The organism is Azonexus sp. MM2026_4, from assembly GCF_055901855.1.
The window spans coordinates 3,038,001-3,063,834 of record NZ_CM148380.1; the positions used below are offsets into that span (position 1 = coordinate 3,038,001).

Genomic DNA, 25,834 nt, shown 5'->3' on the forward strand with positions numbered 1-25,834 from the left:
ATAATTCCCCCTTTCCAGATTTCAGGCGGAGTACACCGTGAGCCGACCCAAGAACGACACCTTCCTGCGCGCCCTGCTGAAGGAGCCCACCGAATACACTCCGCTCTGGCTGATGCGTCAGGCCGGTCGTTATCTCCCCGAGTACTGCGAGACGCGCAAGCGCGCCGGCAATTTCCTGAATCTGTGCAAGACGCCGTCGCTGGCCTGCGAGGTGACGCTGCAGCCGCTGGCCCGCTACGACCTCGACGCCGCCATCCTGTTTTCCGACATCCTCACCGTGCCCGACGCGATGGGTCTCGGCCTTTATTTCGCCGAGGGCGAGGGGCCGAAGTTCGAGCGGCCGTTGCGCGAAGAATGGGCGATCAATGACCTGACTGCGCCCGATCCCTACGATCACCTCGGCTACGTGATGGACGCAGTATCGGAAATCCGTCGCGCGCTCGACAACTCGGTACCGCTGATCGGCTTCTCCGGCAGCCCGTACACGCTTGCCTGCTACATGATCGAAGGGCAGGGCTCGTCCGACTTCCGTCACATCAAGGGGATGATGTACAGCCGGCCGGACCTGCTGCACAAGATCCTGTCGGTGACCGCCGACGCGGTGACCAACTACCTGAACGCGCAGATCGATTCCGGCGCTCAGGCAGTGATGATCTTCGACACCTGGGGCGGTTCGCTGTCGGCGGCGGCTTACCCGGAGTTTTCGCTGGCCTACATGCAACGCATCGTCGCCGGCCTGAAGAAGGAAAAGGACGGCCAGCGCATTCCTAGCATCGTGTTTACCAAGAACGGCGGCCTGTGGCTGGAAAAGATCGCGGCGATCGGCTGCGACGCGGTCGGTCTCGACTGGACGATCGACATCGGCGAAGCCCGTCGCCGGGTCGGCGACAAAGTGACGCTGCAGGGCAACATCGATCCCAACGTGTTGTTCGGTACGCCGGAAACGATCGCCGCCGAAACGAAAAAGGTGCTCGACAGCTTCGGTCCGGGCAATACCGGTCATGTCTTCAACCTTGGCCACGGCATTTCGCAGTACACGCCGCCCGAGAACGTCTCGGTGCTGGTCGAGACGGTGCATGCCCACAGCCGTTCGCTGCGTTAGCAAGGACTATTCTTCCCGGGACGGCTTGACTTATGCACAGAATTCCGTTCCCCGGGGAAGAGTTGCCCGGGAAATCGGCTTGACATCCCGGAAATAATGCAAGTTACTGAAAAATAAGGGTTTGTTATTTTGCACATTATTTCGGCAAGATAACAAAAGCCTTACAAATCGCTGACTTAGCATTTCTTTACGCCAGCGATCCACAAAGTTATCCACAGCTTCTGTGGACAAACTTCCGCCCGGGTTTCCCCTCCGAGTCTGCTGCATGCCCGTTCTGCGCGTCGCCCTCGATCTGCCCTTGCACCGCCTGTTCGAATACCGGGTCGAACGGGCGTCGGCCGACGATATCGGCCGTCGGGTGCGGGTGCCTTTCGGGCGCGGCGAGAAGATCGGCATCGTCGTCGGTGTCGTCGACCAGGGGGAGTGGCCGCTGGCCCAACTGAAGCCGGTGACGGCGATCCTCGACGATCTGCCGCCCTTGCCGGCGGAGTTCTTCGCCCTCTGCGAATTTGCCAGCAACTACTACCAGGCGCCTTTCGGCGAAGTCCTGATGCAGGCGCTGCCGGCCGGCCTCAAGCGCCTGGCGGTGCCGCAGCGGCGGGCCGGGCGGCCGGCCAGAGCGGTGGCGCCGCTGGCACCGCCGGCATTGACCGCCGAGCAGGCGACGGCGATCGATGCGGTGGCGATCGCTGGCGGCTTTTCCGCACAGTTGCTGTTCGGCGTCACCGGCAGCGGCAAGACCGAGGTTTACCTGCGCCTGATCGAGCGCACGCTGGCGCTCGGCGATCAGGTGTTGCTGATGGTGCCGGAAATCAACCTGACGCCGCAGCTCGAAGCGCGGGTGCGCAGCCGCTTTCCCGAGCACAACGTGGTCGCGCTGCACAGCGAGCTGGCCGAAGCGGCGCGCGAGCGCAACTGGCGAGCTGCCTTCGCCGGCGAGGCGGCGATCGTGCTCGGTACGCGCCTGGCGGTATTCACGCCGTTGCCGCGGCTCGGCCTGATCTTGATCGACGAGGAGCACGATTCCTCGTTCAAGCAGCAGGACGGCATGCGCTATTCGGCGCGCGACCTGGCGGTGGTGCGCGCCCGCCAGCAGGCGGTGCCGATCCTCCTCGGTTCGGCGACGCCGTCGCTGGAAACCTGGGCCAACGCGCAGGGCAGCCGCTACGCGCTGCTGACCTTGCGCGAGCGCGCCAATCCGCAGGCCCGGCTGCCGGCGGTGCGGCTGGTCGATACGCGCCGCATGGCGCTGCGCGAAGGTGTCAGCGAGGCGCTGGTCAACGCCATCCGGCAGCGCCTGGAGCGCGGCGAACAGAGCCTGGTCTTCCTCAACCGGCGGGGTTACGCGCCAGTGCTGGCGTGCCCGGCCTGCGGCTGGGTGTCGCGCTGCCACCGCTGCGCCGCCAACCTGGTCCTGCACCTGGCCGACCGCCGCCTGCGCTGCCACCACTGCGGCCTCGAAGAGCACGTTCCGCGCGCCTGTCCGACTTGCGGCAACCAGGACATCCATCCCTTCGGCCGTGGCACCCAACGGGTCGAGGAATGGCTGCAGGGCGAGTTCCCGGACGCCCGCATCCTGCGCGTCGACCGTGATTCGGTGAAGAGTCGCAAGCAGTGGGAGACGATGCTCGAACGCATCCATGGCGGCGACGCCGACATCCTGGTCGGCACGCAGATGCTGGCCAAGGGCCACGATTTTCCGAAGCTGACGCTGGTCGGCGTGCTCGGCGCCGACTCGGCCCTCTACGCCGCCGACTGGCGCGCGCCGGAGCGCTTGTTCGCGCAGTTGATGCAGGTCGCCGGGCGAGCCGGGCGGGCCGAACTGGAAGGCGAAGTGCTGATCCAGACCCAGTATCCCGAGCATCCGCTGTTCGCCGCGCTGGTTGCCCAGGACTACCCGGGCTTTGCCACTACCCAGCTCGGCGAGCGGGAACAGGCGGGCTTCCCGCCCTACGCCTTCCAGGCCGTGCTGCGCGCCGAGGCGCCGGCAATGGCCGAGGCGATGGCTTTCCTGGCCCAGGCGGTGGCGCTGCCGCAGGTCGCCGAGCACGATCAGGTGATGCTCTACGACCCGGTGCCGATGCGCATGGCCCGCCTGGCCAACCTGGAACGCGCCCAGTTGCTGGTCGAAGCCGGTTCGCGTCCGGCGCTGCAGGCTTTCCTGCCCGTCTGGCGGGCGGCGATCGAGAAGCTCAGACCGCCGACGCGGCTACGCTGGCATCTCGAAGTCGATCCGCTGGAGTTGTGAGCTCGCCTCAGCGGCGTTGCGGCAGCCACTTGAGCAGCAGGCGGTAAAGCAGTTCGGGGTCGATCGGCTTGCTCGCGAAGTCGTTCATGCCAGCCTCGAAACAATGTGCCTTGTCCTCGGCGAAAGCGTTTGCCGTCATCGCCACGATCGGCAGGCTTTGCCGGCCGGGCAGGCGGCGGATGCGGCGGGTCGCCTCGAGGCCATCCATGCGTGGCATCTGCATGTCCATCAGGACCAGGTCGTAGTCCCGGGCGGCGACCATCGCCACCGCCTGTTCGCCATCTTCGGCGAAGTCGGCGGTCAATCCGGTTTCCCCCAGCAGTTCGAGGGCGATCTCGCGGTTGACCGGTTCGTCCTCGACCAGCAGGACGCGGCAGTTCAGGCAGTGCTGGCGCAGTTCCTCTTCCGGCTCGACGGTTTCGCCGTTTGCCACGGCGCCCTCCGCCGCTTTGCGCAGGCGGGCGGTGAACCAGAAGGTGCTGCCTTTGCCGGGGGCGCTGTCCAAACCCACCGAACCGCCCATCGCTTCGGCGATCTTGGCGGTGATGGCGAGGCCCAGGCCGGTACCGCCGAAGCGCCGGGTGGTCGAACTGTCGGCCTGCTCGAAGGCGGAGAACAGCCGGCTCTGGGCTTCGACCGGAATGCCGATGCCGGAGTCGCTGACCGCGAAGCGCAGCAGCGCCCGGCTTTCGGTCTGGTCGATGACGTCGGCGCGCAGGATGACGCTGCCCCGTTCGGTGAACTTGATCGCGTTGCTGGCGTAGTTGAGCAGGCATTGCTGCAGCCGGGTCGGGTCGCCGAGCAGGCGTTCCGGTAGCGGCGTGCGTTCGATGGAGAAGGTCAGCTTCTTGCTGTCGGCCTTTTCCAGCAGCATCGAACGGACGTTTTCGAGCAGGCCGACCGGATTGAAGACGATTTCCTCGAGCATCAGCTTGCCGGCCTCGATCTTCGACAGGTCGAGTACCGTGTTGATGGTTTCCAGCAGGTGACGGCTGGCCGCATCGAGCTTGTCGAGACGTTCGAGCTGTTCCGGCGGCAGGCCGCCGCGGCGCATCAGGTGGGCCATGCCGCCGATGGCGTTGAGCGGGGTACGGATTTCGTGGCTCATGTTGGCGAGGAAGGCGCTTTTCGCCTGGTTGGCCCGTTCCGCAGCGGCCTTTGCTTCGCCCAGTTCGCGGGTGCGCAGGGCGACCTGTTCCTCGAGGTGATGGCGATGGCGGTCCAGTTCGGCGGCCAGTCGCTTCTTTTCGGTGATGTCTTCCTGGACCGCGACGTAATGGCTGACCTTGCCATCGGGTTCGCGCAGCGGCGTGATGATTGCCGCCTGGATGAACTCGCTGCCGTCCTTGCGCCGGTTGTGGAACTCGCCCGACCAGGTTTCGCCGTAGGCCAGCGCCCGCCGCAGGCTGGCGTAGGTTTCCGGGGTGGTCTTGCCGGAATGCAGCAGGCGCGGGTTCTGGCCCAGCACTTCGTCACGGCGGAAGCCGGTGTTGCGGACAAAGGCGGCGTTGACGTACTCGATGCGCGAGCCGGTGTCGGTGATCAGGATGCTGGCCGGGCTCTGCTCGACCGCCAGCGAGAACATGCGCAGGCCTTCCTCGGCCTGGCGGCGCTCGGCGATTTCCTGGTCGAGCATGGCGTGGTGATTCTGCAGCTCGCGACGCATCCGTTCGAAGCTTTCGATCAGCCGGCCGAGGTCGTCGTCAGCGGCCGGCGGCAGCGCCGCTTCGTAATTGCGCCGGGCGAGTTCCGAGGCGGCCAGCGACAGGCGGCGCAGCGGTCGATGCACCACCCGCTCGACCAGAATCCACAACAACAACACGCTGCCGGCCAGCACGCCAAGCAGGATCGCGCTCATCGTCCGGTGCTCGCGGCGCTGCAGGTTCATCTGCGGCGCCAGGTCGTAGAGCGCGTCGAACTGGGCGAGCCTGCGGCCGGCGAAGTTCAGGGGCAGCGAGATGCGACGCAGGTCGGGGCTGTTCTCGCGCAGAGCTTCCTCGCGCTCGATCAGCAGCGGGTAGAGCTGTCTGCCATCGGCGTCGATCAGGGTGATCGACACCCAGTCCGGGTTCTTCTCCAGCAGACGGTCGAGATTCTCGTTGATGATGTCGAGCTGCTGTCCCATGATCAGCGGCAACAGGCTTTCGCCGACGCTGTCGAGATGGCGTTGCGCCGATTGCAGTTGCGCCTGCTCGACGTTGACCAGGCTGCGTTGCAGCCAGAAACGGTCCATCAGCAGGGCAACCGCCAGCGCCGCCAGCAACAGCGGCAGGAGCAGTTTCCAGCGCAGCGAAAATCGACCGCTCACGGTTGTTCCAGGTAGTTTTCCAGCTTCAGCGACTTCAGTACATCGTAATCGCCGATCTGTGCCGCAACCGGCGACTGCATCGGCACCTTCTCGAGCAGGGCGCGACCTTCTTCGCTGCTGGCCAGCTCGATGAAGGCCTGGCGCAGCTTCTCCCTGACCTCGGCGGGTACCCGCCGGTGCGCGGCAACCGGATGCGAGGGCATGGCGGCGGTCCGGTGCAGCACGCGCAGGGCGCCCTGGATGCGGGCGTCCTGTTCGCCGAGTGTCTTCTGGACGGAGCCGCCGGCGTCGGCGAAGCCGTTGATCACGTGCAGGAACACCGAACTGTGCGTCTTGGCGATGATGACCTTGGTCTTGACGCCGAATTGCCGGTCGAGCTCGGCGCGCAGCAGCAGGCTGGCGCCGAGCGCGCTCATCGACGGCACGGCCAGGGTCTTGCCCTGCAGGTCGCTGACTTTTTGCAGCGGGCTGTCCTTGCGCACGACCAGGATGCCGTGGATCGGCCGGGCGTCGCGGACCAGCGGAATGTAGCCGGGCGCTTCGGCGACCACAGGCATCATGTAGGGATTGAGGTAGATGAAGTCGTACTGTCCCTTCTGAACGTCGCTCTCGTAATCGCTGACCGACAGCGAGGTGACCAGGTGCAGGTGCAGGCCGGTGCGCTTCTCCAACTGGTTGACGATGGGTTGCCAGATGCTGAACAGCATGCGCCGCTCGAACTGCGGGACGACCGAGAAGGTATAGCTTTCCTCGGCGGCGGGGAGGGTGGTGCCGAGCAGCACGCAGGCTGCCAGGAAAAATTGCCGGATGATCCGGTGGCTGATGGGTTTCATGGCTGCTGCCTCAAGGTGAGACCGGTTCATTACCGATTCTCCATCTGTCGGCGGGGACTGTCCATCGGACTTTCGGCAGCACCCGGCACGCCCTTTGCAGGTGTGGTGACCCAAACACAGCCTGGAGGGTGGTCATGAAAATCGAAACATCCGCCGTCAATCTGACGGCAACGCATGAAGCCAGTTATGAACGTCGGCTCGAAGTCGCCTCGCAGAGCGGCTTCCGCCAACTGTTCGAGAGTATGGCGGCGAGCGGCGACGAAAACGTTGGCGAGCTGCGCAAGCGGGTCCAGCGCATGCTCGACGCGCTGGTCGGGGCGATCTTTGCGGCAATGGATGGCCGGCAATGCCGGCAGGACGATGCCGCCTGGGCGCCGTTGCCGGAGAACGCCGAGGAAGCTCGGACGGGACGCGATTTCGCCTGGCAGAGCACGATCAGCGAGCGGATCGAGGAAAGCGAGAGCACTCGCGTCTGCGCCCGCGGCACGGTCAATACTTGCGACGGGCGTACGCTGGACTTCGACCTCTCGCTCGACATGTCGCGCCACTACGAGAAAACCAGCGTGCTTTCGGAAAGCGGCAGCGTCCGCCTGCGCGATCCGCTGGTGCTGAGCTTTTCCGGCCAGGCCTGCGAACTGTCGGAAAAGCGTTTCAACTTCGACATCGACAGCGACGGCAAGGTTGAATGCCTGCCCGAACTGGGGGCCGGCAACTGCTTCCTGGTCTTCGACCGCAACGGCAACGGCCGGGCCGACAACGGCAGCGAACTGTTCGGCGCTAGCAGCGGCGACGGCTTCGCCGAACTGGCGGCCTACGACCTCGACGGCAACGGCTGGATCGACGAGGGCGATGCCGCGTTCGACAAGCTCGCCCTGTGGTCGGGCGAGCGCTTCGAATCGCTCGCCGCGGCCGGCGTCGGCGCCTTGCATACCGGGGCGGTAGAGGCGCCGTTCTCGCTCAAAGCGCCGGACAACGCCTTGCTCGGGCAGATCCGCGCGGCCGGGGTTTACCTGATGGAAAGCGGCCGGGCGGGGATCATGCAGCAGGTCGACCTGGCGACGTCAGCGCCGCCGGCCGAGCCACAGGAAGCTGCCCAGCGACAGGGCCTGCAGGCCTAGCAGGCCGAAGAAGGCGGCGCGGTAGGCGGCGACGGCAGGCATGCCGCCCGCCTGCAGCGCGTCGACCAGGCCGCCGATGCCCCACTGCAGGCCGAAGGCGCCGGCGAAGACGAGCAGGTTCAGCGCCGTGTTGGCACGCCCGGAAAGGCGGGTCGGGAAGGCCTGGGCGACCAGCGAGTAGGCGATGTTGGAGAGCGAAAAGCAGGCGCCGAGCAGCGGCCAGAGCAGGTCGCCACCCTCTTGCGGGAAACTGCAGATCAGCGCGAAAGCGCTAAAGGCGGCGAGCATCGCGCCGCGGAACAGGCTGGCCAGCGGCACCCCGCGCCGGACCAGCGCGCTGGCGAAGAAGCCCATGAACAGGAAGCCGCCGAGCATCGCCAGGCCCATCCAGGTCAGCCGGTCGGCAACGGCGCCGGCGGCGAGCCCCTCGGTGACGTTCATCCAGCGCGACGCCCAGAGGCCCTGCACCGCCATGAAGCCGCCGGTGAAGAAACAGCCCATCGGCGCGTAGCGCCAGAAATGCCGGCTGGCGAAGATTTCCCGGACCCCGGCCAGTTGCTCGGCGAAGCCGCTGCTGCCTGCTTCCGCCGGGCGTTCGGGGACGCTGCGCCAGATCAGGGCGGCGACCGCCAGCGTCAGCGCGGCGAGGGCGAGGACGATCTCGCGCCAGCCGGTGAAGCCGAGCGCCAGTTCGAGCGGCTTGCTCGCCGCCAGCGCGCCCATGCCGCCGGAGGCCATGATCCAGCCGGTCAGCGAGGCCTGGCGCTCGGGCGGGAACCATTGCGTGAAGGCCTTGAACGAGGCCATCAGGCAGGCCGAGACGCCGAGACCGATCAGGGCGCGGCCGAAAGTCAGTCCGCTCAGGCCGTCGGCGCTGGCGAACAGCGCGGCGCCGGCGGCGGCGACGACGAGCAGGGCGGCTTCGACGCGGCGCGGCCCGAAACGGTCGAGCAGCATGCCGAGCGGTAGCTGGGCGGCGCCGAAGGCGAGGAAGTAGGTGCTGGTGAGCAGGCCGAGCGCATTGTCGGGCAGGGCCAGTTCGCCGGCGATCACCGGGCCGAGCACGGCATTCACCGTGCGGTAGAGGTAGGACAGGAAGTAGCCGGCGGCAAAGGGCAGGAAAAGGCGCCGCATCAGGTTGCTGGGAGGGGTCACGGTTGTGGCGGTTTCACATGGAACCCGAGTGGCGCCGGGGCGGGTGTTTCGGGATTGCGCCGCAGCCAGTCGGCGCGCTGGACGATCTTCTGTCGCCAGTGGCTGGCGATGCCCGGTGTCGCCGCCAGGCGGTCGAGTTCGGCGAGCGGCGGGCGGTGCGCCTGGCACAGCCGCAGCGCCTCGCCCAGCGTCATCGCGGCGGCGGCTTCTTCCAGCAGCAGCGGCTCGCCGGGTGCGACCGTGCCGGGACTGACGACCCGCCAGTACCAGCCGGTCAGTCGTTGCTCGGCGATGAACTGGGCGATGCCGTCGCTGGCGAAGCGCTCGTCGATCTTCCAGCAGGGGCTGCGCGGCTGGCAGACCTGCAGGCGGGCGCTGCCCAGCCGCCAGATGTCGCCGACGCGCACGCTGTCCTCGTCGAGATCGGGCGTCGACAGGTTCTCGCCGAGGCTGCCGGGGACCAGTTGATCGGTGATCTCGGGAAAACGCGCAGCGAGGCGCGCGTAATGCGCTGCCGGGTAGAGATGGACGGCCTTTTCCGGGCCGCCGTGCACGCGCAGGTCCGCCTGCTGGTCAGTGGTGAAACCATTGACGCCGAGTTCGAGCGGGCCGCTGGCCGGCAGCTTGTAGATGCCGGTCGGGCGACCGGAGTCGGGCAGCGGCCGGATGCCGCCGACGAAGAGGGAGACTTGTGCCATGGTGTTTGTCGTCAGTCCCACAGCCAGGCCGCGCCGCGCACGCCGGACGAGTCGCCATGGACGGCCGGCAGGAAGCGGGTCCGGCAACTGTCGGAAAAGACGTGCGGCAGGCAGGCTTCGGGCAGGCGCCGGTAAAGTTGCGGGATGTTGGAGAGGCCGCCGCCGAGGACGACGACTTCCGGATCGAGCAGGTTGATGACGCCGGCCAGGGCGCGGCCGAGGCGGGCGAGATGGCGCTCCAGCGTCGCCGCGCAGGCGGTGTCGCCGGCCGCCGCCCGTTCGGCGATCTGCGCCGCGCTCAGGTCGCTGCCGGTGGTCCGCCGGTGGTCGGCGGCCATGCCGGGGCCGGACAGCCAGGTTTCGACGCAGTCCTGACGGCCGCAGTAGCAGGGCAGGGCGGGCAGGGGATCGCCTGCCGCCGGCGGCAGCGGGTTGTGTCCCCACTCGCCGGCGATCGCATTGGCGCCGACCAGCACTTTGCCGTCGATGACGATGCCGCCACCGACGCCGGTGCCGAGGATGACGCCGAAGACGCAACGGGCGTCGCGGCCGGCGCCGTCGACCGCTTCCGAGAGAGCGAAGCAGTTGGCGTCGTTGGCCAGGCGGATTTCCCGCTGCAGCAGCGCCCGCAGGTCGGCGCGCAGCGGCTGGCCGTTGAGACAGGTCGAGTTGGCGTTCTTGATCCGGCCGTCGACCAGCGATTCGGCGCCGGGAATGCCGATGCCGACGCTGCCGAGTTGGCCGGTTTCGTTTTCGGCACCGGCGACCAGACCGGCGATCGCCGCCAGGGTCGCCCGGTAATCGCCCTGCGGCGTCGCGATGCGGCGGCGCAGGCGCTCGCTGCCGTCGGCGGCGAGGGCGACGATCTCGATCTTGCTGCCGCCGAGGTCGATCCCCAGCCGCATCAGACGCGCACGGCGACGCCCTTGACGTTGCCCCAGGTGGTGGTCAGCGTGCGCAGCACGCTGGCGCCGGATTCGAGCAGCAGCAGGAAGAGGTCGCGTTCGGAGTAGAGACAGACTTCCTCGCGGACGTCGTACTTGCGCGCCATCGCCGGCGAGAGCTTGCCCCAGCGCTCGTAGATCGACTGCTCGCGGCCGGCGTAGCCGTCGCCCAGTTCGGAATGCAGGCCGATGATCGAGAGGTAGAGCTTGCCGCCGATCTTCAACTGCTGCATCAGTTGCTGGATCAACTGCTTGCCGCGGGCGTAGGGCAGTTTGCACAGGCCGTGGCGGAAAACGATGATGTCGTAGGGGGCGCCGCCGCCCTCGAGCGGCGGCGAGGGCAGCTCGGTAGCGGCGAAGCGGATGTGGTCCGGATAGCCGGCGGCGAGCACGCGGCCCTCGATCTCCTGCTTGCGGCTGGCCTGGTCGGCCAGGGTGACCTGCGCGCCGAGCGCCGCAAAGCGGCTTGCCAGCTTGGCACCGCCGGCCGGCAGGACGAGCACCGAGACCGCGTTGTCGAAGCGCTGGCGCTTGACGCACTCTTCCAGCGCCAATTGCTGGATCGGGTCGTTCTCCTCCGCCCAGGGACTGGGTTGCAGATTCTTGTTCATGGTGTCTCCCCCTTCTCCGGCCATTGTGCATGAGGCGCGCGATCCCTGACAACCCGCCAATCTCCGCGGCGATCGGCGGGTGATCGGCGGCTGTGGCGGCGGTTGAGGTGTCGGAAATCCGATGGGGCGCCTTCCCGAAACCTCGGGTTTCCGGAGTCACTGCCCCCGCTCTTCTCAGGTGTTCCTTGATAAATCAAAGGGTTGTCGATTTTCGGCGGGCCGGCAGGCGCTGGCATGTGGCTTGCGATGTATTTCCCGCCGAAGCCCGCTTGCGGCTTCCTCACCTTCAGGAGAAGACATGAAACGTATCGCCCTCGCCGCCGCCCTGGCCACCGTGTTTTCCGCTGCCGCCGTGACGCCGGCAGTTGCCCAGGAAACCTCGACGCTGAAGAAGATCAAGGAAACCGGCAGCATCACGCTCGGTCACCGCGAATCGTCGATTCCGTTTTCTTACTACGACGACAAGCAGCAGGTCATCGGCTACTCGCACGAGCTGATGCTCAAGGTCGTCGACGCGGTCAAGAGCGAGCTGAAACTGGCCAAGCTCGACACCAAGCTGATGCCGGTCACTTCCGCCAACCGCATCACGCTGATCCAGAACGGCACCGTCGACATCGAATGCGGTTCGACCACCAACAACCTGGAGCGCCAGAAGCAGGTCGGCTTCTCGACCACCATCTTCGTCATCGGTACCCGTCTGATGACCAAGAAGACTTCCGGCATCGACGACTTCGCCGACCTCGCCGGCAAGAACGTGGTCACCACCGCCGGCACGACCTCCGAGCGCCTGATCCGCAAGATGAACGAAGAGAAGAAGATGGGCATGAACGTGATCTCGGCCAAGGACCACGGCGAGAGCTTCCTGACCCTGGAAACCGGCCGTGCCGTCGCCTTCATGATGGACGATGCGCTGCTCTACGGCGAAATGGCCAAGGCCAAGAAGCCGGGCGACTGGGCGGTGGTCGGCACGGCGCAGTCGAAGGAAGCCTACGGCTGCATGCTGCGCAAGGACGACGCCGAATTCAAGAAGGTGGTCGATGCCGCGCTGACCAAGACGATGACTTCCGGCGACGCCGAGAAGATCTACAGCAAGTGGTTCATGAACCCGATCCCGCCCAAGGGCCTCAATCTCAACATGCCGCTGTCGACTGAAATGAAGGCCCTGTACAAGGCGCCGAACGACAAGGCGTTCGAATAATCCCCCGAAAAACCGACTGACCCGGCTGCCCCGGTGCGGGGCGGTGGGTCCGGACCATCCCCAATAAAGAGGAGTTCACCATGTTCAAACGCATCTTCACCCGCTGCGCCGTCTTCGCCGTCGGCTGCGCCGCCTCGCTGGCAGTGATGGCTGCCCAGCCCAACGTCGTCATCCTCGCCACCGGCGGCACCATTGCCGGCGCCGGTGCCGAAGCCACCAACAGCGCCACCTACCAGGCCGCCAAGGTGCCGGTCGACAAGCTGATCGCCGGTGTCCCGGAACTCGCCAAGGTTGCCGCCGTGCGCGGCGAGCAGGTGTTCCAGATCGCTTCCGAAAGCTTCACCAACGACCACTTGCTGACCCTCGGCAAGCGCGTTTCGGCGCTGGCCAAGCAGGCCGACGTCGACGGCATCGTCATCACCCACGGCACCGACACGCTGGAAGAGACCGCCTACTTCCTCAACCTCGTCGTCCATACCGACAAGCCGATCGTCATCGTCGGTTCGATGCGTCCGGGCACCGCGATGTCGGCCGACGGCATGCTCAACCTGTACAACGCCGTCGCTGCCGCCGCCGCCAAGGATGCCCGCGGCAAGGGCGTGCTGGTGGCGATGAACGACGAACTGAACAGCGGTCGCGACGTTTCCAAGATGATCAACATCCAGACCGGCGCCTTCAAGAGCCCCTGGGGTCCGCTGGGCATGATCGTCGAAGGCAAGAACTACTGGTTCCGCCTGCCGGCCAAGCGCCACACCGTCAACTCCGAGTTCGACATCGACAAGATCGACAGCCTGCCGGCGGTCGGCATCGCCTACGGTCACGGCAACGTCGCCGATACCGCCTACAAGGCGCTCGCCGCCAGCGGCGCCAAGGCGATCATCCACGCCGGTACCGGCAACGGTTCGGTGGCCAAGAACGTTGTCCCGGCGCTGCGCGAACTGCGCGCTCAGGGCGTCCAGGTCATCCGTTCGTCGCACGTCAATGCCGGCGGCTTCGTGCTGCGCAACGCCGAGCAGCCGGACGACCAGTACGACTGGATCGTTGCCCACGACCTCAACCCGCAGAAGGCCCGCATCCTGGCCACCGTCGCCTTGACCAAGACCGGCGACAGCAAGGAACTGCAGCGCATCTTCTGGGAATACTGATCCCGTCCGCCGGGCGCGCTCTGCGTGCCCGGTTTCCCTGTTTCGACGAGGAAAAGTCATGAACTACCAATGGAACTGGCACGTCTTCCTGCAGCCGACGGCGGCGGGCGACGACATTTACCTGGGCTGGATGCTGTCCGGCCTGCAGATGACCGTGCTGCTCTCGCTGAGCGCCTGGTTCATCGCCCTCCTGCTCGGCGCCGTCATGGGTGTCCTGCGCACGGTGCCGAACAAGGCGCTGAGCGGCCTGGCCACCGCCTACGTCGAGCTGTTCCGCAACATCCCGCTGCTCGTGCAACTGTTCATCTGGTACTTCGTGCTGCCGGAACTGTTGCCGGTCTCGATCGGTGACGCCTACAAGCAGTCGCACCCGGTGTTCCAGCAATTCCTGGCGGCGATGGTCTGCCTCGGGCTGTTCACCAGCGCGCGGGTCGCCGAGCAAGTGCGTTCCGGCATCAACTCGCTGCCGCGCGGCCAGAAGAACGCCGGCCTGGCGCTCGGTCTCACCCTCGGCCAGACCTACCGTTTCGTCATGCTGCCGATGGCTTTCCGGCTGATCGTGCCGCCGCTGACCTCGGAATTCCTCAACATCTTCAAGAACTCCGCCGTCTGCTCGACCATCGGTCTCCTCGAACTCGCCGCGCAAGGCCGTCAATTGGTCGATTACACGGCGCAGCCCTACGAATCCTTCATCGCCGTCACCGTCGCCTATGTCGCGATCAACATCATCGTCATGACGCTGATGAAGAAGCTCGAAGACAAGGTCCGCGTGCCGGGCTACATGGGAGGCAAGTAACATGGTCTACGAATTCGACTGGTCGTCGATTCCCGGGGCGCTGCCCTTCCTCTGGGACGGCATGAAGATCTCGCTGGAAATCACGCTGACGGCGATCGTCGTCGGCATCGTCTGGGGCACGCTGCTGGCGATGATGCGGCTGTCGTCGGTGAAACCGCTGTCGCTGTTCGCCGCCGGCTACGTGAACCTGTTCCGCGCCGTGCCGCTGGTCATGGTCCTGCTCTGGTTCTTCCTGATCGTCCCCAAGTTCATCGAGCAGTTGTTCAACCTGCCGCCTGGTGCCGACCTGCGCCTGACCTCGGCGATGATCGGCTTCGCGCTGTTCGAGTCGGCCTACTACTCGGAGATCATCCGCGCCGGCATCCAGTCGGTGCCGAAGGGCCAGATGGCGGCCTGCCAGGCGCTGGGCATGACCTACGGCCAGGCGATGCGCCTGGTGATCCTGCCGCAGGCCTTCCGCAACATGCTGCCGCTGCTGCTGACCCAGGCCATCATCCTGTTCCAGGACACCTCGCTGGTTTACGTGTCCGCGCTGGCCGACTTCTTCGGCGCCGCCTACAAGGTTGGCGACCGCGACGGGCGGCTGGTCGAACTGCTGCTGTTCGCCGGTCTCGTCTATTTCGTCCTCTGCTTTGCCGCGTTGACGCTGGTCAAGCACCTGCAGAAAAAATACCACCCGGCCTGAAGCCGCGTACCCAGGAGATAGTCATGATCCAGATTTCCCATGTCAGCAAGAGCTACGGTTCGTTCGACGTGCTCAAGGACTGCAGCACCACCGTCAACAAGGGCGAGGTGATCGTCGTCTGCGGCCCGTCGGGCTCCGGCAAATCGACGCTGATCAAGTGCGTCAATGGCCTCGAACCCTTCCAGTCGGGCGAGATCATCGTCAACGGCACCTCGGTCGGCGACCCCAAGACCAACCTGTCGAAGCTGCGCGCCCACGTCGGGATGGTGTTCCAGAACTTCGAGCTGTTCCCGCACATGAGCATCACCCAGAACCTGGCCATCGCCCAGGTCAAGGTGCTCGGCCGCAGGCAGGACGAAGCCATTGAAAAAGGCCTCAAGCTGCTCGACCGGGTCGGCCTCAAGGCGCACGCCCACAAGTTCCCCGGCCAGTTGTCCGGCGGTCAGCAACAGCGCGTGGCGATCGCCCGGGCGCTGGCGATGGACCCGATCTGCATGCTGTTCGACGAGCCGACCTCGGCGCTCGACCCGGAAATGGTCAACGAAGTGCTCGACGTGATGACCGAACTGGCCAAGGAAGGCATGACCATGATGTGCGTGACGCACGAAATGGGCTTCGCCCGCCGCGTCGCCAATCGGGTCATCTTCATGGACCACGGCCAGATCGTCGAGGACGACGAGAAGGAAGCTTTCTTCGCCAACCCGCGTTCGGAACGGGCGCAGCAGTTCCTGGCCAAGATCCTGCACCACTGAGCATTGCCGAGCGCCATGGACGAGAACCTGAACCGCCTGCTGCTCAGCTTTTTCCTCGGCGGACTGGTGAGTCTGGCGACGATCACCAATCCGCTGTCGAAAATCCCGCTGTTCCTCACGCTGGCGGCCGACCGGACAGTCCCGGCAGCTTCCCTGGAAGCCCGCCGGGCCTGCGCTTACGGCTTCCTGCTGCTGGCCGGCGGGCTGTTCGCCGGGGTTTTTGTCCTTGAGGCTTTCGGCATTTCCTTCGGCGCCCTGCGCATCGCCGGCGGGCTGACGGTGGCGGTGATCGGCTACCGCATGCTGTTCGGCAGCAGCGACGCGACGCTGACCGGCGGCAGCGGCAGCTTCGCCTTCTTTCCGCTGGCGATGCCGGGCATCGCCGGGCCGGGGGCGCTGGCGACGGTGATCGGCATTTCCTCGGAGATCGCCGAACTGGATGGCGGTATCAGTCGCCTGCTGGCCTACACTGCGACGGTGGCGAGCATTGCCATGACCTGCCTGCTGATCTGGCTGGTCCTGCGCTCGGCACGTTGGGTTTCCCGGCGCCTGGGCAGTGAGGGCATCAACGTCGTCGCCCGCCTGAACGGTTTTCTGCTCGTCTGCATCGGCGTTCAGTTCGTCGGCTCGGGCATCCGCAGTTTTGTTGCTGGCGCCTGAGCCAGCAACGCATCAACCACAACCATAAATGGAGACAACATGACCACACGACTCGAACACGACCTCCTCGGCGACGCCGAGGTTCCTTCCGGCGCCTACTGGGGCGTCCATACCCTGCGGGCAATCGAGAACTACCCGATCACCGGCAAGACCATCGGCAGTTACGGCGAACTGGTGCGCGCCCTGGCGCTGACCAAGCAGGCGGCGGCGATGGCCAACTGCGAGCTGGGCCAGCTCGACCGCACCCGCGCCGACGCGATCATCGCGGCCTGCCAGGAAATCGCCGGCGGCAAGCTGCACGAGGAGTTCGTCGTCAACGTCATCCAGGGCGGTGCCGGCACCTCGACCAACATGAACGCCAACGAGGTGATCGCCAACCGGGCGCTGGAAATCCTCGGCCACCGGAAGGGCGACTACGCCCACCTGCACCCGCTCAACCACGTCAATATGTCGCAGAGCACCAATGACGTCTATCCGACGGCCTTGCGCGTCGCCGCCTGCTTCGCCATCCGCGGCCTGCTGTCGGCGATGGCCGGGCTGCGCGAGGCCTTCGCCGCCAAGGCCGAGGAGTTCAAGGACGTGCTCAAGATCGGCCGCACCCAGTTGCAGGACGCGGTGCCGATGACGCTCGGCCAGGAGTTCTCGACCTACGCGGTGATGCTGCAGGAAGACGAGTTGCGCCTGGGCGAGGCGATCGCCCTGATCCGCGAGATCAACCTCGGGGCAACGGCGATCGGTACCGGCATCAACACCGACATGCGCTATTCCAAATTGGCCATCGATCACCTGTCGCAGCTCTCCGGCTTCGCGCTGGAAGCGGCGCCCAACCTGATCGAGGCGACCCAGGACTGCGGCGCCTTCGTCCAGCTTTCCGGCGTTCTCAAGCGCGTTGCCTGCAAGCTGTCGAAGACCTGCAACGACCTGCGCCTGCTCTCTTCCGGGCCGCAGGCCGGGCTCAACGAGATCCGCCTGCCGCCGCGCGCCGCCGGTTCGTCGATCATGCCGGGCAAGGTCAATCCGGTGATCCCGGAAGTGGTCAACCAGATTGCCTTCGAAGTGATCGGCAACGACGTCACCATCACCATGGCGGCGGAGGGCGGCCAACTGCAGTTGAACGCCTTCGAACCGATCATCGCCCACAGCCTGTTCAAGAGCATCGAACACCTGGCCGCCGGCTGCCGCACGCTGACCGCCCATTGCGTGCGCGGCATCACCGCCAACCGCGAGCTGCTGGCGGAGCGAGTGCGCACTTCGGCCGGTCTGGCGACGGCGCTTAACCCGCACATCGGCTACGAGAACGCCACCCGGGTCGCCCAGGAGGCGCTGCGCAGCGGTCGCGGCGTCGCCGAGCTGGTCGAGGAGATGGGCCTGATGGACCGCGCGCAACTGGCCGCCGTCCTGGCGCCCGAAGTGCTGACCGCGCCGCGCCGGCCGGGCTGAGGCCGATGCCGGCAGCCGGTTCCGCCGTCGCCCGTCCCGCCGCCCGCCGCGGCGGGCGGGCGTTCGGCCGTACAATGCCCATTCCCTGAGCCCGTCCCGTCATGCCGGATTCTGCCGCCCAACTGCCCACGCCCTTGCCCCGTCCGCACCGTCTGCTCGGACTGGCGGCGCTGCTGGTCGCCTTCCTGGCGCTGGCCCTGTTTTCCTACCGGCTGTCCGAGCACTACGGCGTCGCCGAAATGCGCGAGGCGGCCTCGCACCAGCTCGACATCCTCGGCGCTGCGATCGACAGCGAGGTCACCCGCCATGCCTCGATTCCCAGCGCCATCGAGCTCAACGCCGCGATCGTCGGCCTGCTGCGCCGCCCGGCCGAGGGCCAGGACATCCTGCAGGCCGAGGCCAACCGCTTCCTGCAGAAGCTCAACGACCACCTCGGCGGGCCGGCGATCTTCGTCCTCGACACCAGCGGTACCGTCGTCGCCTCCAGCGACTGGATCTTCTCCGACAACCTGCTCGGCTCCGACCTCTCCTACATGCCCTTCTTCCGCGATGCGGTGCGCGGCACGCCGGCACGGCACTACGCGGTTGACCATATCCGGCACGAGCCGGGCTACTACTTCGCGCTGCCGATCCGCGACGAGACACAGGAATGGCGGGTGATCGGCGTCGCCGTCGTCAAGTCCGGCATCCGCGAGGTCGAGCGGCGCTGGCTGGCGCAGGAGGCGCCGGCGCTGATCGTCAACCGCAACGACGTCGTGCTGCTCGCTTCGCCGCCGGAATGGCGCTACGCGACGCTGCGTCCGCAGGCGCGCGACGCCCTCGACCGTCTCGGCCGGCAGCAGTTCGCCGGCCAGCCGCTGGGCGAGATCAGCCTCGACATCGATCTCGCCGGTGCCGACGAGGGGCGTATCGTCCGCCTGCCCAAGCACCTGCGCGACGACGTGGCGCCGGCGCAAGGCGCGCGCCCCTACCTGGCGATGTCGCGCCACCTCTCCGGCACCGCCTGGCGCATCGTCGTCTTTTCCGACCTGCGGCCGGTCGGCGTCCAGGCGGCGACGCACGCCGCGCTCAGCGTCGCCGCTCTCGGCTGCCTGCTGCTCGGCGTCCTGTACACACGCCAGCGCCGCCGCCTGGCGCGCGGTCGCGAAGAGGCGCGGGCGATGCTCGAACGCGCCAACCAGGAACTCGAACGCAAGGTTGAGGAGCGCACCGCCGACCTGTCGGAGGCGGTCGCCGGGCTGCAGCGCGAAGTGCAGGAGCGCCAGCGCGCCGAACAGACGTTGCGCGCTGCCCAGGACGAGCTGGTGCAGGCGGCCAAGCTGGCCGTCCTCGGCCAGATGGCGACCGGCGTCACCCATGAACTGAGCCAGCCGCTTGGCGCCATCCGTACCCTGTCGGCCAACGCCGCCGAATTCATGCGCCGCGGCGATCAGGCGACGGCCGAGCGCAATCTCGCCATCGTCGAGCAGCTGACCGAGCAGATGGGCAACATCATCGGGCCGCTGAAGACCTTCGCCCGCAAGTCGCCGGCGGTATCGAGCGCGGTCGACGTGGCGCAGGCGGTGGATAGCGCGCTGTTCCTCTTCGAGTCGCGGCTGAAGAAGGAGGGCGTCAGCGTCACGCGCGGCATCGAAGCCGGTCGCAGCATCGCCTGGTGCGATCGCAACCGCCTGCAGCAGGTACTGGTCAACCTGATCGGCAACGCCCTCGACGCGATGCGCGAGGAACCGGTGCGGCGCTTGAGCTTCAGCGTCGATGTCGCCAGCTCGGGCAAGCTGGCGCTGGCGGTCAGCGACAGCGGCTACGGCTTTTCCGAAGAGGCGCTGGCTCACCTGTTCGAACCTTTCTTCACCACCAAACAGCCGGGCGAGGGCCTTGGTCTGGGGCTGACCATTTCGCGCGATATACTGCGCGACTTCGGCGGCGACCTGATGGCCGGCCCGGCGCCGGGCGGCGGCGCCCGTTTCGTCGTCATGCTGCCGCCGCTGCCGGCGGCCAACCGGGGAACGCCATGAAGACAAGCTTGTCCGTCCTCCTCGTCGAAGACGATCCGCATGTCCGCCTGGGCTGCGAACAGGCCATGCAACTGGCCGGTATTCCGGTGCTCGCCGCCGCCTCCGCCGAAGCGGCGGAAATGTACCTGAGCGCCGAGTTCCCCGGCATCATCGTCACCGACATGCGGCTGCCCGGCGCCAGCGGTATGGATCTGCTGCGCAAGGTGCGCGGCCTCGACCCCGACCTGCCGGTGATCATCATCACCGGCCACGGCGACGTCACCCTGGCGGTCGAGGCGATGCGCAACGGCGCCTACGATTTCATGCAGAAACCGTTCTCGACCGACGACCTCGTCGATGTTGTGCGCCGCGCGCTGGAAAAGCGGGCGCTGGTGCTGGAAGTGGAAGCGCTGCGCCGCCGCCTCGACCAGCGCGACGACCTCGAAGCCCGGCTGATCGGCCGCTCGCCGCAGATGCAGAAGGTGCGCCGGCTGATCCTCGACGTCGCCGACGCCGGCGTCGACGTGCTGATCTACGGCGAAACCGGCACCGGCAAGGAAATGGTCGCCCGCTGCCTGCACGACCTGTCGCGCGCCGGCCAGGAGAACTACGTCGCGCTCAACTGCGGCGGCATGGCCGACAACCTGCTCGACAGCGAGCTCTTCGGCCACGAGCCGGGCGCCTTCACCGGCGCCCAGAAGCGGCGCATCGGCAAGATCGAGTACGCCAGCGGCGGCACGCTCTTCCTCGACGAGGTCGAGAGCATGCCGATGAGCATGCAGATCAAGCTGCTGCGCGTGCTGCAGGAGCGCGTCATCGAGCGTCTTGGTTCGAACCAGCAACTGCCGGTCAGTTGCCGCGTCGTCGCGGCGAGCAAGGAAGACCTCAAGGTCTGGTCGGAGCAGGGCAAGTTCCGCGCCGACCTCTACTATCGGCTCAACGTCGTGCGCATCGAGCTGCCGCCGCTGCGCGAGCGGCGCGAGGATATCCCGGCGCTTTACGACGCCTTCCTGCTGCAGGCCGCCAAGCGCTACAACCGGCCGCCGCCGGCGCTCACCACCGACACCCTGCACCGGCTGATGGCGCAGGACTGGCCGGGCAACATCCGCGAACTGAAGAATGCCGCCGAATGCCACGTCCTCGGCATCGGTGCCGGCGCCACGGCGGGTGGTGGCGCACCGGCCGCCGCACCGTCGCTGACCGAGGCGGTCGAGAACTACGAGCGCCTGCTCATCGCCGACGAATTCACGCGCCAGGGCGGCAACATCCAGCGCACCGCCGACGCGCTGAAGACGGCGCGCACCACGCTGCACGACAAGCTGAAGAAGTACGGTCTGCTATAGTGCCTCTCCCTCCAGACGACACGGACGAATGCGATGATCGTGACCTTCGAATCGAGCGAAACCGGCGAAGTGCTGATGTACGCCGAAACCGCGAAGACCCTGCTGGACATCGTCGGTAAGGCGACCACCGCGCGCGGCGTGTTCACGCCGCCGGAAATGCTGCCGGCGGCGGCGAAGCTGCAGGCGGCGGTGGCCGAGGCGCGGCGTCAGGCGGCGGCGCAGCCGGAACCTGAAGACGAGGAAGACAAGGCCAAACCCTTGCCGGTCAGCCTGCCGCAACGCGCCTGGCCGCTGATCGATATGCTCGAACGGACGGCCAAGGCCGGACCGGAAGCCCACATCATGTGGACGGCGGCCGCCGATTTCTGAGCGGAGCGCTCAGAACAACTCGATATCGTCGCTCTTGTCCTTCATCTCGGCCATGAAGCGTTCGATCGCTTCCTGGACCGGGACGCCGTGCATCACCGCGTCGAACATGGCGATTTCCTCGCGCGTCGAGTACTTGCCCTTGATCCGGTTCTGCAGCGCCACCCATTCGCCCGGGTTGTAGAGGCGGGCCGGCTCGCCGACCAGGTCGCTCAGTTCGCCCAGGCTGAGGCCGACGTGGGCCAGGCGCTGGACCAGCTTGTCGTAGAACTGGAAGGCGATGATCGCCTGGTGCACCATGCCGGACACGTTGGCGGCGGCGCCCAGCAGTTCGTTGCGGGTTTCGCCGACGACGCCGGTTTCCGGCAGGCCTTCGACCTTGCCGGCGATTTCCTGCATGCAGCCGGCCATCGCCGTGAATGAGCGGGTCAACACGTCGACCGAGGCATTGCTGTCCTTCATCGCGTGCTCGATCTGCACCGCGGCGAGTTCCAGCATGAGGACGGTTTCGCGGACCTGGCTCCAGCTCAGGTCGGGATTGTGGGCGGAGGTGCCGCGCGGCGGGAGGGTATTCTCGATCATTGTTCTTTCCTGTCGGCCTGGCGCCGACTATAGCGCAATTCAGTCAGCCCGTTCCAGCACCACGTAGTACTTGCGGACGGCTTCGAGGACGGTGAAGCTGCCGGTGAATCCGGCCGGAATGACACCCGCCTCGCCGGGCCCGAATTCGGCGCTGTTGCCGTCGCAGTCGGCGATCCGGACGCGGCCTTCGATGATGCAGAAGAACTCGTCCTTGTTCTCGCCGAAGGCGATGCGCCAGGCACCGGGTTCGCAGGCCCAGACGCCGGCAACGAGGTCGCCCCGGGCGGCCGCGAAGTGTTCGTGCGTGGTGCGCAGCGGGTTGCCGTCGAGCAGCCGCTCGGGGCGCGGTCGGTCGTAGGCCGGGTGCGGGGTCTGGCGGGAGAAGACGGTCAGCTTGGGCATGGTGGCGGCGGGGCAAGGGGAGGCGCGCATTTTAAGCTGTGGGTGGCATTCCGGGCTGGGCTGGCGCCGCTTTTGCCGCGATAATCGGCGCATGCGCCTGCCGATTCTCTGCTTGTTCCTGTTGTCCACCGTAAACGCCTTTGCCGCCGCGATCGCCGTCGATGTTGGCCACGGCGCTCGCGATAGCGGCGCCATCTCGGCGCGCGGGCGCAGCGAGTTCGAGTTCAACCGCGATTTCGCCGGCGTCCTCGCCGAACGCCTGGAAGCCGGCGGCCAGTCGGTGCGCCGGGTCAATTTCGACGGCGCCATCGGCAGCCTGGCGGCGCGCCCGCAGGCCGCCGTCGGCAGCGATTTCTTCATCTCCATCCACCACGATTCGATCGGCGAGGCCTGGCTGCTGCCATGGACCTGGGAAGGCGTCGAGCGTACCCACACCGAGGCCAAGCGCGGCTATGGCCTGTTCGTCTCGGCGGCCAACCCGGAACTGCCGACCAGCCTGCTCTGCGCTTCGACGATGGGGGCGATGCTGCGCCGCGCCGGCTTCGTGCCGAGCGACTGGCACGGCCGCAAGCACGTCGCGGCCGATGCGGCCAATGGCGTCTGGTATTACGACAACCTGGTCGTCCTCTACCGCACCAGCTTGCCGGCGGTGCTGTTCGAGGCCGGCGTGATCAAGCATAAGGACGAGGAACTGGAGCTGCTCGACCCGGCGCGCCAGGCGCGCATGGCCGATGCGCTGGCGAGCGGCCTGGCCGCCTGCCTGCAGGTCACAGGAACACCGGCTCCGGACTGAGTTCGACGGCGAATTTCTCGCGCACCGCGGCCTGCACCGCGGCCATCGTCCGCTGCACGTCGGCGCCGGTCGCGCCGCCACGATTGACCAGGACCAGCGCCTGCTTCTCGTACATGCCGACCGGACCGAGCGCCTTGCCCTTCCAGCCGGCCTGCTCGATCAGCCAGCCGGCGGCCAGCTTGACCCGGCCGTCCGGCTGCGCGTAGCAGGGCAGCGCCGGGTGCTGTGCTTTCAGCGCGTCGGCGACGCTGCGCTCGACCACCGGGTTGTGAAAGAAGCTGCCGGCGTTCGGCGTCAGTGCCGGATCGGGCAGCTTGCGCTGGCGCACCGCGATCACCGCGTCGGCGATGTCGCTGGCGCCAGGTTCGGCGATGCCGCGGGCGGCCAGTTCCTGACGTAGGTCGGCGTAGCCGATGTTCGGCTGCCAGGCCTTGGGCAGCCGGAAAACGACCGCAACGATGGCGACCCGGCCGTCGAGATGCCAGCCTTGCTGCTTGAACAGGCTGTCGCGGTAGGCAAAGCGGCAGGCGTCGCGGTCGAGCGTGAACAACACCCGTTTCTCGAAATCCCAGGCCGTCACCGAATCCAGGCGCTCGCCGACTTCCAGCCCGTAGGCGCCGATGTTCTGCACCGGCGCGGCGCCGACCGTGCCGGGAATCAGCGACAGGTTTTCCAGCCCCGGCCAGCCCTGCGCCAGCGTCCATTGCACGAAGTCGTGCCAGTTCTCGCCGGCGCCGGCCTCGATGTAGAAGGCCTCGTCATCCTCGCGCAGCAGACGTTTGCCGGCGATCGCCATGTGCAGCAACAGCCCCGGAAAATCGCCGGTGAGTACCAGGTTGCTGCCGCCGCCGAGGACGAAGCGGCGCTCGCCGGCAGGTACCGCCGCCAGTTGTCCGGGATCGGTAACTCGCTGGTAGCGCGCGGCGCGGCCGGGCAGGGCGAGGGTGTTGTAGGGGGTGAGGTCGATGTGGGTATTCGGAGACATTGAATGGATTCGAATTTCAGGGAGCGGATTTCATTGACCAGGAAAGTCGCTTTCCGCATGGGCGAGTCAACCCGCTATCAAATAATACCGATGCTCTATCTATATGTTTTTTATTGGGAAAATTTTTTATATCCGTACAGTGGTCTATATCTGTCAAGTACCCATCAAGTAGCGTCACCCTGTCGTGCTTGAGCAGCCCAGAACGGCAGGTAGCGCATCAGCTTGGGGGCTGCTTCGGTGTCGTAGGGAAGGATTGCGCCAACGGCTACCGCTTCCTTTATCAGACGTGAAGCTGTCGCGCTGTTCCTGGCTTCTATGCCAAAGCGTTCTCTTATCGAGGTGTTGTTCATATCCTGCCGATTGACGTAACGGAGGCAGGCGTGCAGATAGACAGCGCGGATTCGGTCTTCCTTGTCCATCCGGGTCAGGGGGCGATGAGCGAACAGAATGACCTGGGTATGGTCATCCGTAGCTTCGGCCAGCGGTGCTGGTAGCTGATAGGCTTCACTTTGCGACACAACCTTGTCCCAGCCGCTGCCCCGCTCTTCGCAGATGCCGATACGACGCATCAGGGACGCCAGCGCTTCATTACGCGATCTCGGTGGTGTATCGACAAAACGGTCAGTTGCCATGAGAGGGCTACCCGGGTTGGAAATTTCGATCCGATCAGCAAAAATCTCCTCCATCGGCCCCGCGCCGGTTATGAAAAAATCCTGATGGATCAATGCATTGGCAACCAGTTCTCGGACTGCTAGTTCGGGATACATCCGTACATCCTTGCGCAATGCCTGGCCCATGATTTCGTTGCTGGGCAACAAGCCGTTCACGTAGCCGATCAATCCCTCAAAACCGCAGGCATAGCCCTTGTTTCCGACCTGTTCCTTCCCGCCTTCGGCGCGTGTCGATCCACGGTACTGGATGACACGCATGGCTTTACGTTTAAGCAGGGGAAAATCCTCAAAGCGTTTGGCAAACAGGATCGCACCGAGATTGGTGATGTTCCAGCCACCGGCAGGGCATGGGCAGATCAGCTTGTCTTCAAGGAGGGCCGCTATGATTCCGTCACGATTTTCCGGCAGTGGTCGTTCAAGCAAGTCAAAGTAGGCGGGATAGTCGAGTAGCTTCAATACGGCATCGTCGCTTTGCTGCTCGCCAGCCAGGCCGCTTTCAAATGGTGTTTTGTCGAACAGCCGCCACAGTGCGCGTTCCTTTTCCGGGAAATCCTTGAGTGGCTTCTTATACGAGCCAACGCGAACAAATTCTCGTCCCTTGAATTGCACCGGCTGGCGAAATGCACGTTCGACCTCCAGGATTACCAAGGAGAGCCCATCAATCTCGACGCTGAAAAAGCGGAAGTGGATTTTCGGGAGAAGGACACGCAGCAGCCAGTTTTCAAGTTCCTCGTTGCCCACTTTTCTTGCCAGGGGGGAAAACTGGGTTCCTACGATGGCATGATCACTGTCGCGAACACCCCAGACCAGGTAGGCAAAGGCCTTGCCCGCCAGCGCGGCCGAATTGGCAAGGGCAGACAAGTATTCGCCAATGATTTCCGGCTCAGCATCGTTTTCCTTGAACTCGGCCCATTCGGTCTCACGTGGTAGTTTGCACAACTCCCTTATCAGGCCGGTCAGATAATCTGTTGAACGGTTGGTGCTCATCGTGCCATCTCATCTTGG

Annotated in this window: 24 protein-coding genes; 14 read left to right on the forward strand and 10 right to left on the reverse strand. The window is 66.0% G+C overall.

Annotated features, from left to right (window positions below; genetic code table 11):
* Positions 1-37: 37 nt before the first annotated feature.
* Both hemE and AC0KWY_RS14255 read left to right on the forward strand, forming a co-directional pair.
* On the forward strand, positions 38-1,102 hold the full coding sequence (gene hemE, locus AC0KWY_RS14250) for a uroporphyrinogen decarboxylase (protein ID WP_474026154.1): 1,065 nt from the start codon (positions 38-40) through the stop codon (positions 1,100-1,102).
* Between the two features lie 265 nt (positions 1,103-1,367).
* Positions 1,368-3,350, forward strand: coding sequence for a primosomal protein N' (locus AC0KWY_RS14255; RefSeq protein ID WP_474026155.1), 1,983 nt, complete (start codon positions 1,368-1,370; stop codon positions 3,348-3,350).
* 7 nt (positions 3,351-3,357) lie between these two features.
* On the opposite strand, the gene AC0KWY_RS14260 is transcribed toward AC0KWY_RS14255, so the two are convergent.
* Positions 3,358-5,658, reverse strand: a complete 2,301-nt coding sequence (locus AC0KWY_RS14260; RefSeq protein ID WP_474026156.1) for a response regulator — start codon at positions 5,656-5,658, stop codon at positions 3,358-3,360.
* A complete protein-coding gene (locus AC0KWY_RS14265) occupies positions 5,655-6,491 on the reverse strand; it encodes a phosphate/phosphite/phosphonate ABC transporter substrate-binding protein (protein WP_474026157.1) in 837 nt (278 codons plus the stop codon). The genes AC0KWY_RS14260 and AC0KWY_RS14265 overlap by 4 nt, the downstream gene beginning before the upstream one ends.
* A 134-nt stretch (positions 6,492-6,625) precedes the next feature.
* Here AC0KWY_RS14265 and AC0KWY_RS14270 point away from each other — a divergent pair, with 134 nt between their 5' ends.
* The gene (locus AC0KWY_RS14270) at positions 6,626-7,609 is read left to right on the forward strand and encodes an FG-GAP repeat domain-containing protein (RefSeq protein WP_474026158.1); all 984 of its coding nucleotides are present in this window, start codon (positions 6,626-6,628) and stop codon (positions 7,607-7,609) included.
* On the opposite strand, the gene AC0KWY_RS14275 is transcribed toward AC0KWY_RS14270, so the two are convergent.
* Genes AC0KWY_RS14275 through AC0KWY_RS14290 form a run of 4 tightly spaced genes read right to left on the reverse strand, consistent with a single transcriptional unit; the run spans position 7,553 to position 11,017 of the window.
* On the reverse strand, positions 7,553-8,743 hold the full coding sequence (locus AC0KWY_RS14275) for an MFS transporter (RefSeq protein ID WP_474026159.1): 1,191 nt from the start codon (positions 8,741-8,743) through the stop codon (positions 7,553-7,555). The genes AC0KWY_RS14270 and AC0KWY_RS14275 overlap by 57 nt on opposite strands.
* Before the next feature lie 17 nt (positions 8,744-8,760).
* Positions 8,761-9,462, reverse strand: a complete 702-nt coding sequence (locus tag AC0KWY_RS14280) for an MOSC domain-containing protein (protein WP_474026160.1) — start codon at positions 9,460-9,462, stop codon at positions 8,761-8,763.
* 11 nt (positions 9,463-9,473) lie between these two features.
* Positions 9,474-10,367, reverse strand: a complete 894-nt coding sequence (locus tag AC0KWY_RS14285; RefSeq protein ID WP_474026161.1) for an ROK family protein — start codon at positions 10,365-10,367, stop codon at positions 9,474-9,476.
* Complete coding sequence (locus AC0KWY_RS14290) at positions 10,367-11,017, reverse strand: hypothetical protein (RefSeq protein ID WP_474026162.1); 651 nt, start codon at positions 11,015-11,017, stop codon at positions 10,367-10,369. The genes AC0KWY_RS14285 and AC0KWY_RS14290 overlap by 1 nt, the downstream gene beginning before the upstream one ends.
* Before the next feature lie 298 nt (positions 11,018-11,315).
* On the opposite strand from AC0KWY_RS14290, the gene AC0KWY_RS14295 reads away from it, so the two are divergent.
* The 10 genes from AC0KWY_RS14295 to AC0KWY_RS14340 all read left to right on the forward strand — a co-directional run bounded on the left by AC0KWY_RS14295 (position 11,316) and on the right by AC0KWY_RS14340 (position 21,399).
* Positions 11,316-12,215 (forward strand): glutamate/aspartate ABC transporter substrate-binding protein, encoded by a 900-nt coding sequence (locus AC0KWY_RS14295; RefSeq protein ID WP_474026163.1) that lies wholly within the window; start codon positions 11,316-11,318, stop codon positions 12,213-12,215.
* A gap of 80 nt (positions 12,216-12,295) precedes the next feature.
* Positions 12,296-13,360 (forward strand): asparaginase, encoded by a 1,065-nt coding sequence (locus AC0KWY_RS14300; protein WP_474026164.1) that lies wholly within the window; start codon positions 12,296-12,298, stop codon positions 13,358-13,360.
* A gap of 58 nt (positions 13,361-13,418) precedes the next feature.
* Positions 13,419-14,156: an amino acid ABC transporter permease gene (locus AC0KWY_RS14305; protein ID WP_474026165.1), complete on the forward strand. Its 738-nt coding sequence runs from the start codon at positions 13,419-13,421 to the stop codon at positions 14,154-14,156.
* 1 nt (position 14,157) lies between these two features.
* Entirely contained in the window at positions 14,158-14,841 is a 684-nt protein-coding gene (gene gltK / locus AC0KWY_RS14310) for a glutamate/aspartate ABC transporter permease GltK (RefSeq protein ID WP_474026166.1), read from the forward strand.
* A 23-nt stretch (positions 14,842-14,864) separates the two neighbouring features.
* Positions 14,865-15,593, forward strand: a complete 729-nt coding sequence (locus AC0KWY_RS14315) for an amino acid ABC transporter ATP-binding protein (RefSeq protein WP_474026167.1) — start codon at positions 14,865-14,867, stop codon at positions 15,591-15,593.
* Between the two features lie 15 nt (positions 15,594-15,608).
* Positions 15,609-16,253: a MarC family NAAT transporter gene (locus AC0KWY_RS14320; protein WP_474026168.1), complete on the forward strand. Its 645-nt coding sequence runs from the start codon at positions 15,609-15,611 to the stop codon at positions 16,251-16,253.
* 39 nt (positions 16,254-16,292) lie between these two features.
* On the forward strand, positions 16,293-17,693 hold the full coding sequence (locus AC0KWY_RS14325) for an aspartate ammonia-lyase (protein ID WP_474026169.1): 1,401 nt from the start codon (positions 16,293-16,295) through the stop codon (positions 17,691-17,693).
* A gap of 101 nt (positions 17,694-17,794) precedes the next feature.
* Positions 17,795-19,708: a sensor histidine kinase gene (locus AC0KWY_RS14330; protein WP_474026170.1), complete on the forward strand. Its 1,914-nt coding sequence runs from the start codon at positions 17,795-17,797 to the stop codon at positions 19,706-19,708.
* Positions 19,705-21,030, forward strand: a complete 1,326-nt coding sequence (locus AC0KWY_RS14335; protein WP_474026171.1) for a sigma-54-dependent transcriptional regulator — start codon at positions 19,705-19,707, stop codon at positions 21,028-21,030. Before AC0KWY_RS14330 ends, AC0KWY_RS14335 begins: the two co-directional genes overlap by 4 nt.
* Before the next feature lie 33 nt (positions 21,031-21,063).
* Positions 21,064-21,399 (forward strand): DUF1840 family protein, encoded by a 336-nt coding sequence (locus AC0KWY_RS14340; protein ID WP_474026172.1) that lies wholly within the window; start codon positions 21,064-21,066, stop codon positions 21,397-21,399.
* 9 nt (positions 21,400-21,408) lie between these two features.
* Here the strand turns inward: AC0KWY_RS14340 and AC0KWY_RS14345 are convergent, their stop codons facing one another.
* Complete coding sequence (locus tag AC0KWY_RS14345; RefSeq protein ID WP_474026173.1) at positions 21,409-21,978, reverse strand: hypothetical protein; 570 nt, start codon at positions 21,976-21,978, stop codon at positions 21,409-21,411.
* Positions 21,979-22,017: 39 nt separating this feature from the next.
* Complete coding sequence (locus tag AC0KWY_RS14350) at positions 22,018-22,410, reverse strand: cupin domain-containing protein (RefSeq protein WP_474026174.1); 393 nt, start codon at positions 22,408-22,410, stop codon at positions 22,018-22,020.
* Positions 22,411-22,471: 61 nt separating this feature from the next.
* Here AC0KWY_RS14350 and AC0KWY_RS14355 point away from each other — a divergent pair, with 61 nt between their 5' ends.
* A complete protein-coding gene (locus tag AC0KWY_RS14355; protein ID WP_474026175.1) occupies positions 22,472-23,173 on the forward strand; it encodes an N-acetylmuramoyl-L-alanine amidase family protein in 702 nt (233 codons plus the stop codon).
* Here AC0KWY_RS14355 and murB read toward each other — a convergent pair.
* Together murB and AC0KWY_RS14365 are read right to left on the reverse strand one after the other, a co-directional pair.
* Positions 23,148-24,158: a UDP-N-acetylmuramate dehydrogenase gene (gene murB / locus AC0KWY_RS14360; protein WP_474026176.1), complete on the reverse strand. Its 1,011-nt coding sequence runs from the start codon at positions 24,156-24,158 to the stop codon at positions 23,148-23,150. The genes AC0KWY_RS14355 and murB overlap by 26 nt on opposite strands.
* 164 nt (positions 24,159-24,322) lie before the next feature.
* Positions 24,323-25,816 (reverse strand): ATP-binding protein, encoded by a 1,494-nt coding sequence (locus AC0KWY_RS14365; protein ID WP_474026177.1) that lies wholly within the window; start codon positions 25,814-25,816, stop codon positions 24,323-24,325.
* Positions 25,817-25,834: the final 18 nt, after the last annotated feature.

Excerpts from the sequence above, each read along its gene's own strand:
- AC0KWY_RS14255 (WP_474026155.1), top strand. The coding sequence starts at position 1,368 with ATGCCCGTTCTGCGCGTCGCCCTCGATCTGCCCTTGCACCGCCTGTTC.
- AC0KWY_RS14265 (WP_474026157.1), bottom strand. The coding sequence starts at position 6,491 with ATGAAACCCATCAGCCACCGGATCATCCGGCAATTTTTCCTGGCAGCC.
- AC0KWY_RS14270 (WP_474026158.1), top strand. The coding sequence starts at position 6,626 with ATGAAAATCGAAACATCCGCCGTCAATCTGACGGCAACGCATGAAGCC.
- AC0KWY_RS14275 (WP_474026159.1), bottom strand. The coding sequence starts at position 8,743 with ATGCGGCGCCTTTTCCTGCCCTTTGCCGCCGGCTACTTCCTGTCCTAC.
- AC0KWY_RS14280 (WP_474026160.1), bottom strand. The coding sequence starts at position 9,462 with ATGGCACAAGTCTCCCTCTTCGTCGGCGGCATCCGGCCGCTGCCCGAC.
- AC0KWY_RS14285 (WP_474026161.1), bottom strand. The coding sequence starts at position 10,367 with ATGCGGCTGGGGATCGACCTCGGCGGCAGCAAGATCGAGATCGTCGCC.
- AC0KWY_RS14290 (WP_474026162.1), bottom strand. The coding sequence starts at position 11,017 with ATGAACAAGAATCTGCAACCCAGTCCCTGGGCGGAGGAGAACGACCCG.
- AC0KWY_RS14295 (WP_474026163.1), top strand. The coding sequence starts at position 11,316 with ATGAAACGTATCGCCCTCGCCGCCGCCCTGGCCACCGTGTTTTCCGCT.
- AC0KWY_RS14300 (WP_474026164.1), top strand. The coding sequence starts at position 12,296 with ATGTTCAAACGCATCTTCACCCGCTGCGCCGTCTTCGCCGTCGGCTGC.
- AC0KWY_RS14305 (WP_474026165.1), top strand. The coding sequence starts at position 13,419 with ATGAACTACCAATGGAACTGGCACGTCTTCCTGCAGCCGACGGCGGCG.
- gltK (WP_474026166.1), top strand. The coding sequence starts at position 14,158 with ATGGTCTACGAATTCGACTGGTCGTCGATTCCCGGGGCGCTGCCCTTC.
- AC0KWY_RS14315 (WP_474026167.1), top strand. The coding sequence starts at position 14,865 with ATGATCCAGATTTCCCATGTCAGCAAGAGCTACGGTTCGTTCGACGTG.
- AC0KWY_RS14320 (WP_474026168.1), top strand. The coding sequence starts at position 15,609 with ATGGACGAGAACCTGAACCGCCTGCTGCTCAGCTTTTTCCTCGGCGGA.
- AC0KWY_RS14325 (WP_474026169.1), top strand. The coding sequence starts at position 16,293 with ATGACCACACGACTCGAACACGACCTCCTCGGCGACGCCGAGGTTCCT.
- AC0KWY_RS14330 (WP_474026170.1), top strand. The coding sequence starts at position 17,795 with ATGCCGGATTCTGCCGCCCAACTGCCCACGCCCTTGCCCCGTCCGCAC.
- AC0KWY_RS14335 (WP_474026171.1), top strand. The coding sequence starts at position 19,705 with ATGAAGACAAGCTTGTCCGTCCTCCTCGTCGAAGACGATCCGCATGTC.
- AC0KWY_RS14340 (WP_474026172.1), top strand. The coding sequence starts at position 21,064 with ATGATCGTGACCTTCGAATCGAGCGAAACCGGCGAAGTGCTGATGTAC.
- AC0KWY_RS14345 (WP_474026173.1), bottom strand. The coding sequence starts at position 21,978 with ATGATCGAGAATACCCTCCCGCCGCGCGGCACCTCCGCCCACAATCCC.
- AC0KWY_RS14350 (WP_474026174.1), bottom strand. The coding sequence starts at position 22,410 with ATGCGCGCCTCCCCTTGCCCCGCCGCCACCATGCCCAAGCTGACCGTC.
- AC0KWY_RS14355 (WP_474026175.1), top strand. The coding sequence starts at position 22,472 with ATGCGCCTGCCGATTCTCTGCTTGTTCCTGTTGTCCACCGTAAACGCC.
- murB (WP_474026176.1), bottom strand. The coding sequence starts at position 24,158 with ATGTCTCCGAATACCCACATCGACCTCACCCCCTACAACACCCTCGCC.
- AC0KWY_RS14365 (WP_474026177.1), bottom strand. The coding sequence starts at position 25,816 with ATGAGCACCAACCGTTCAACAGATTATCTGACCGGCCTGATAAGGGAG.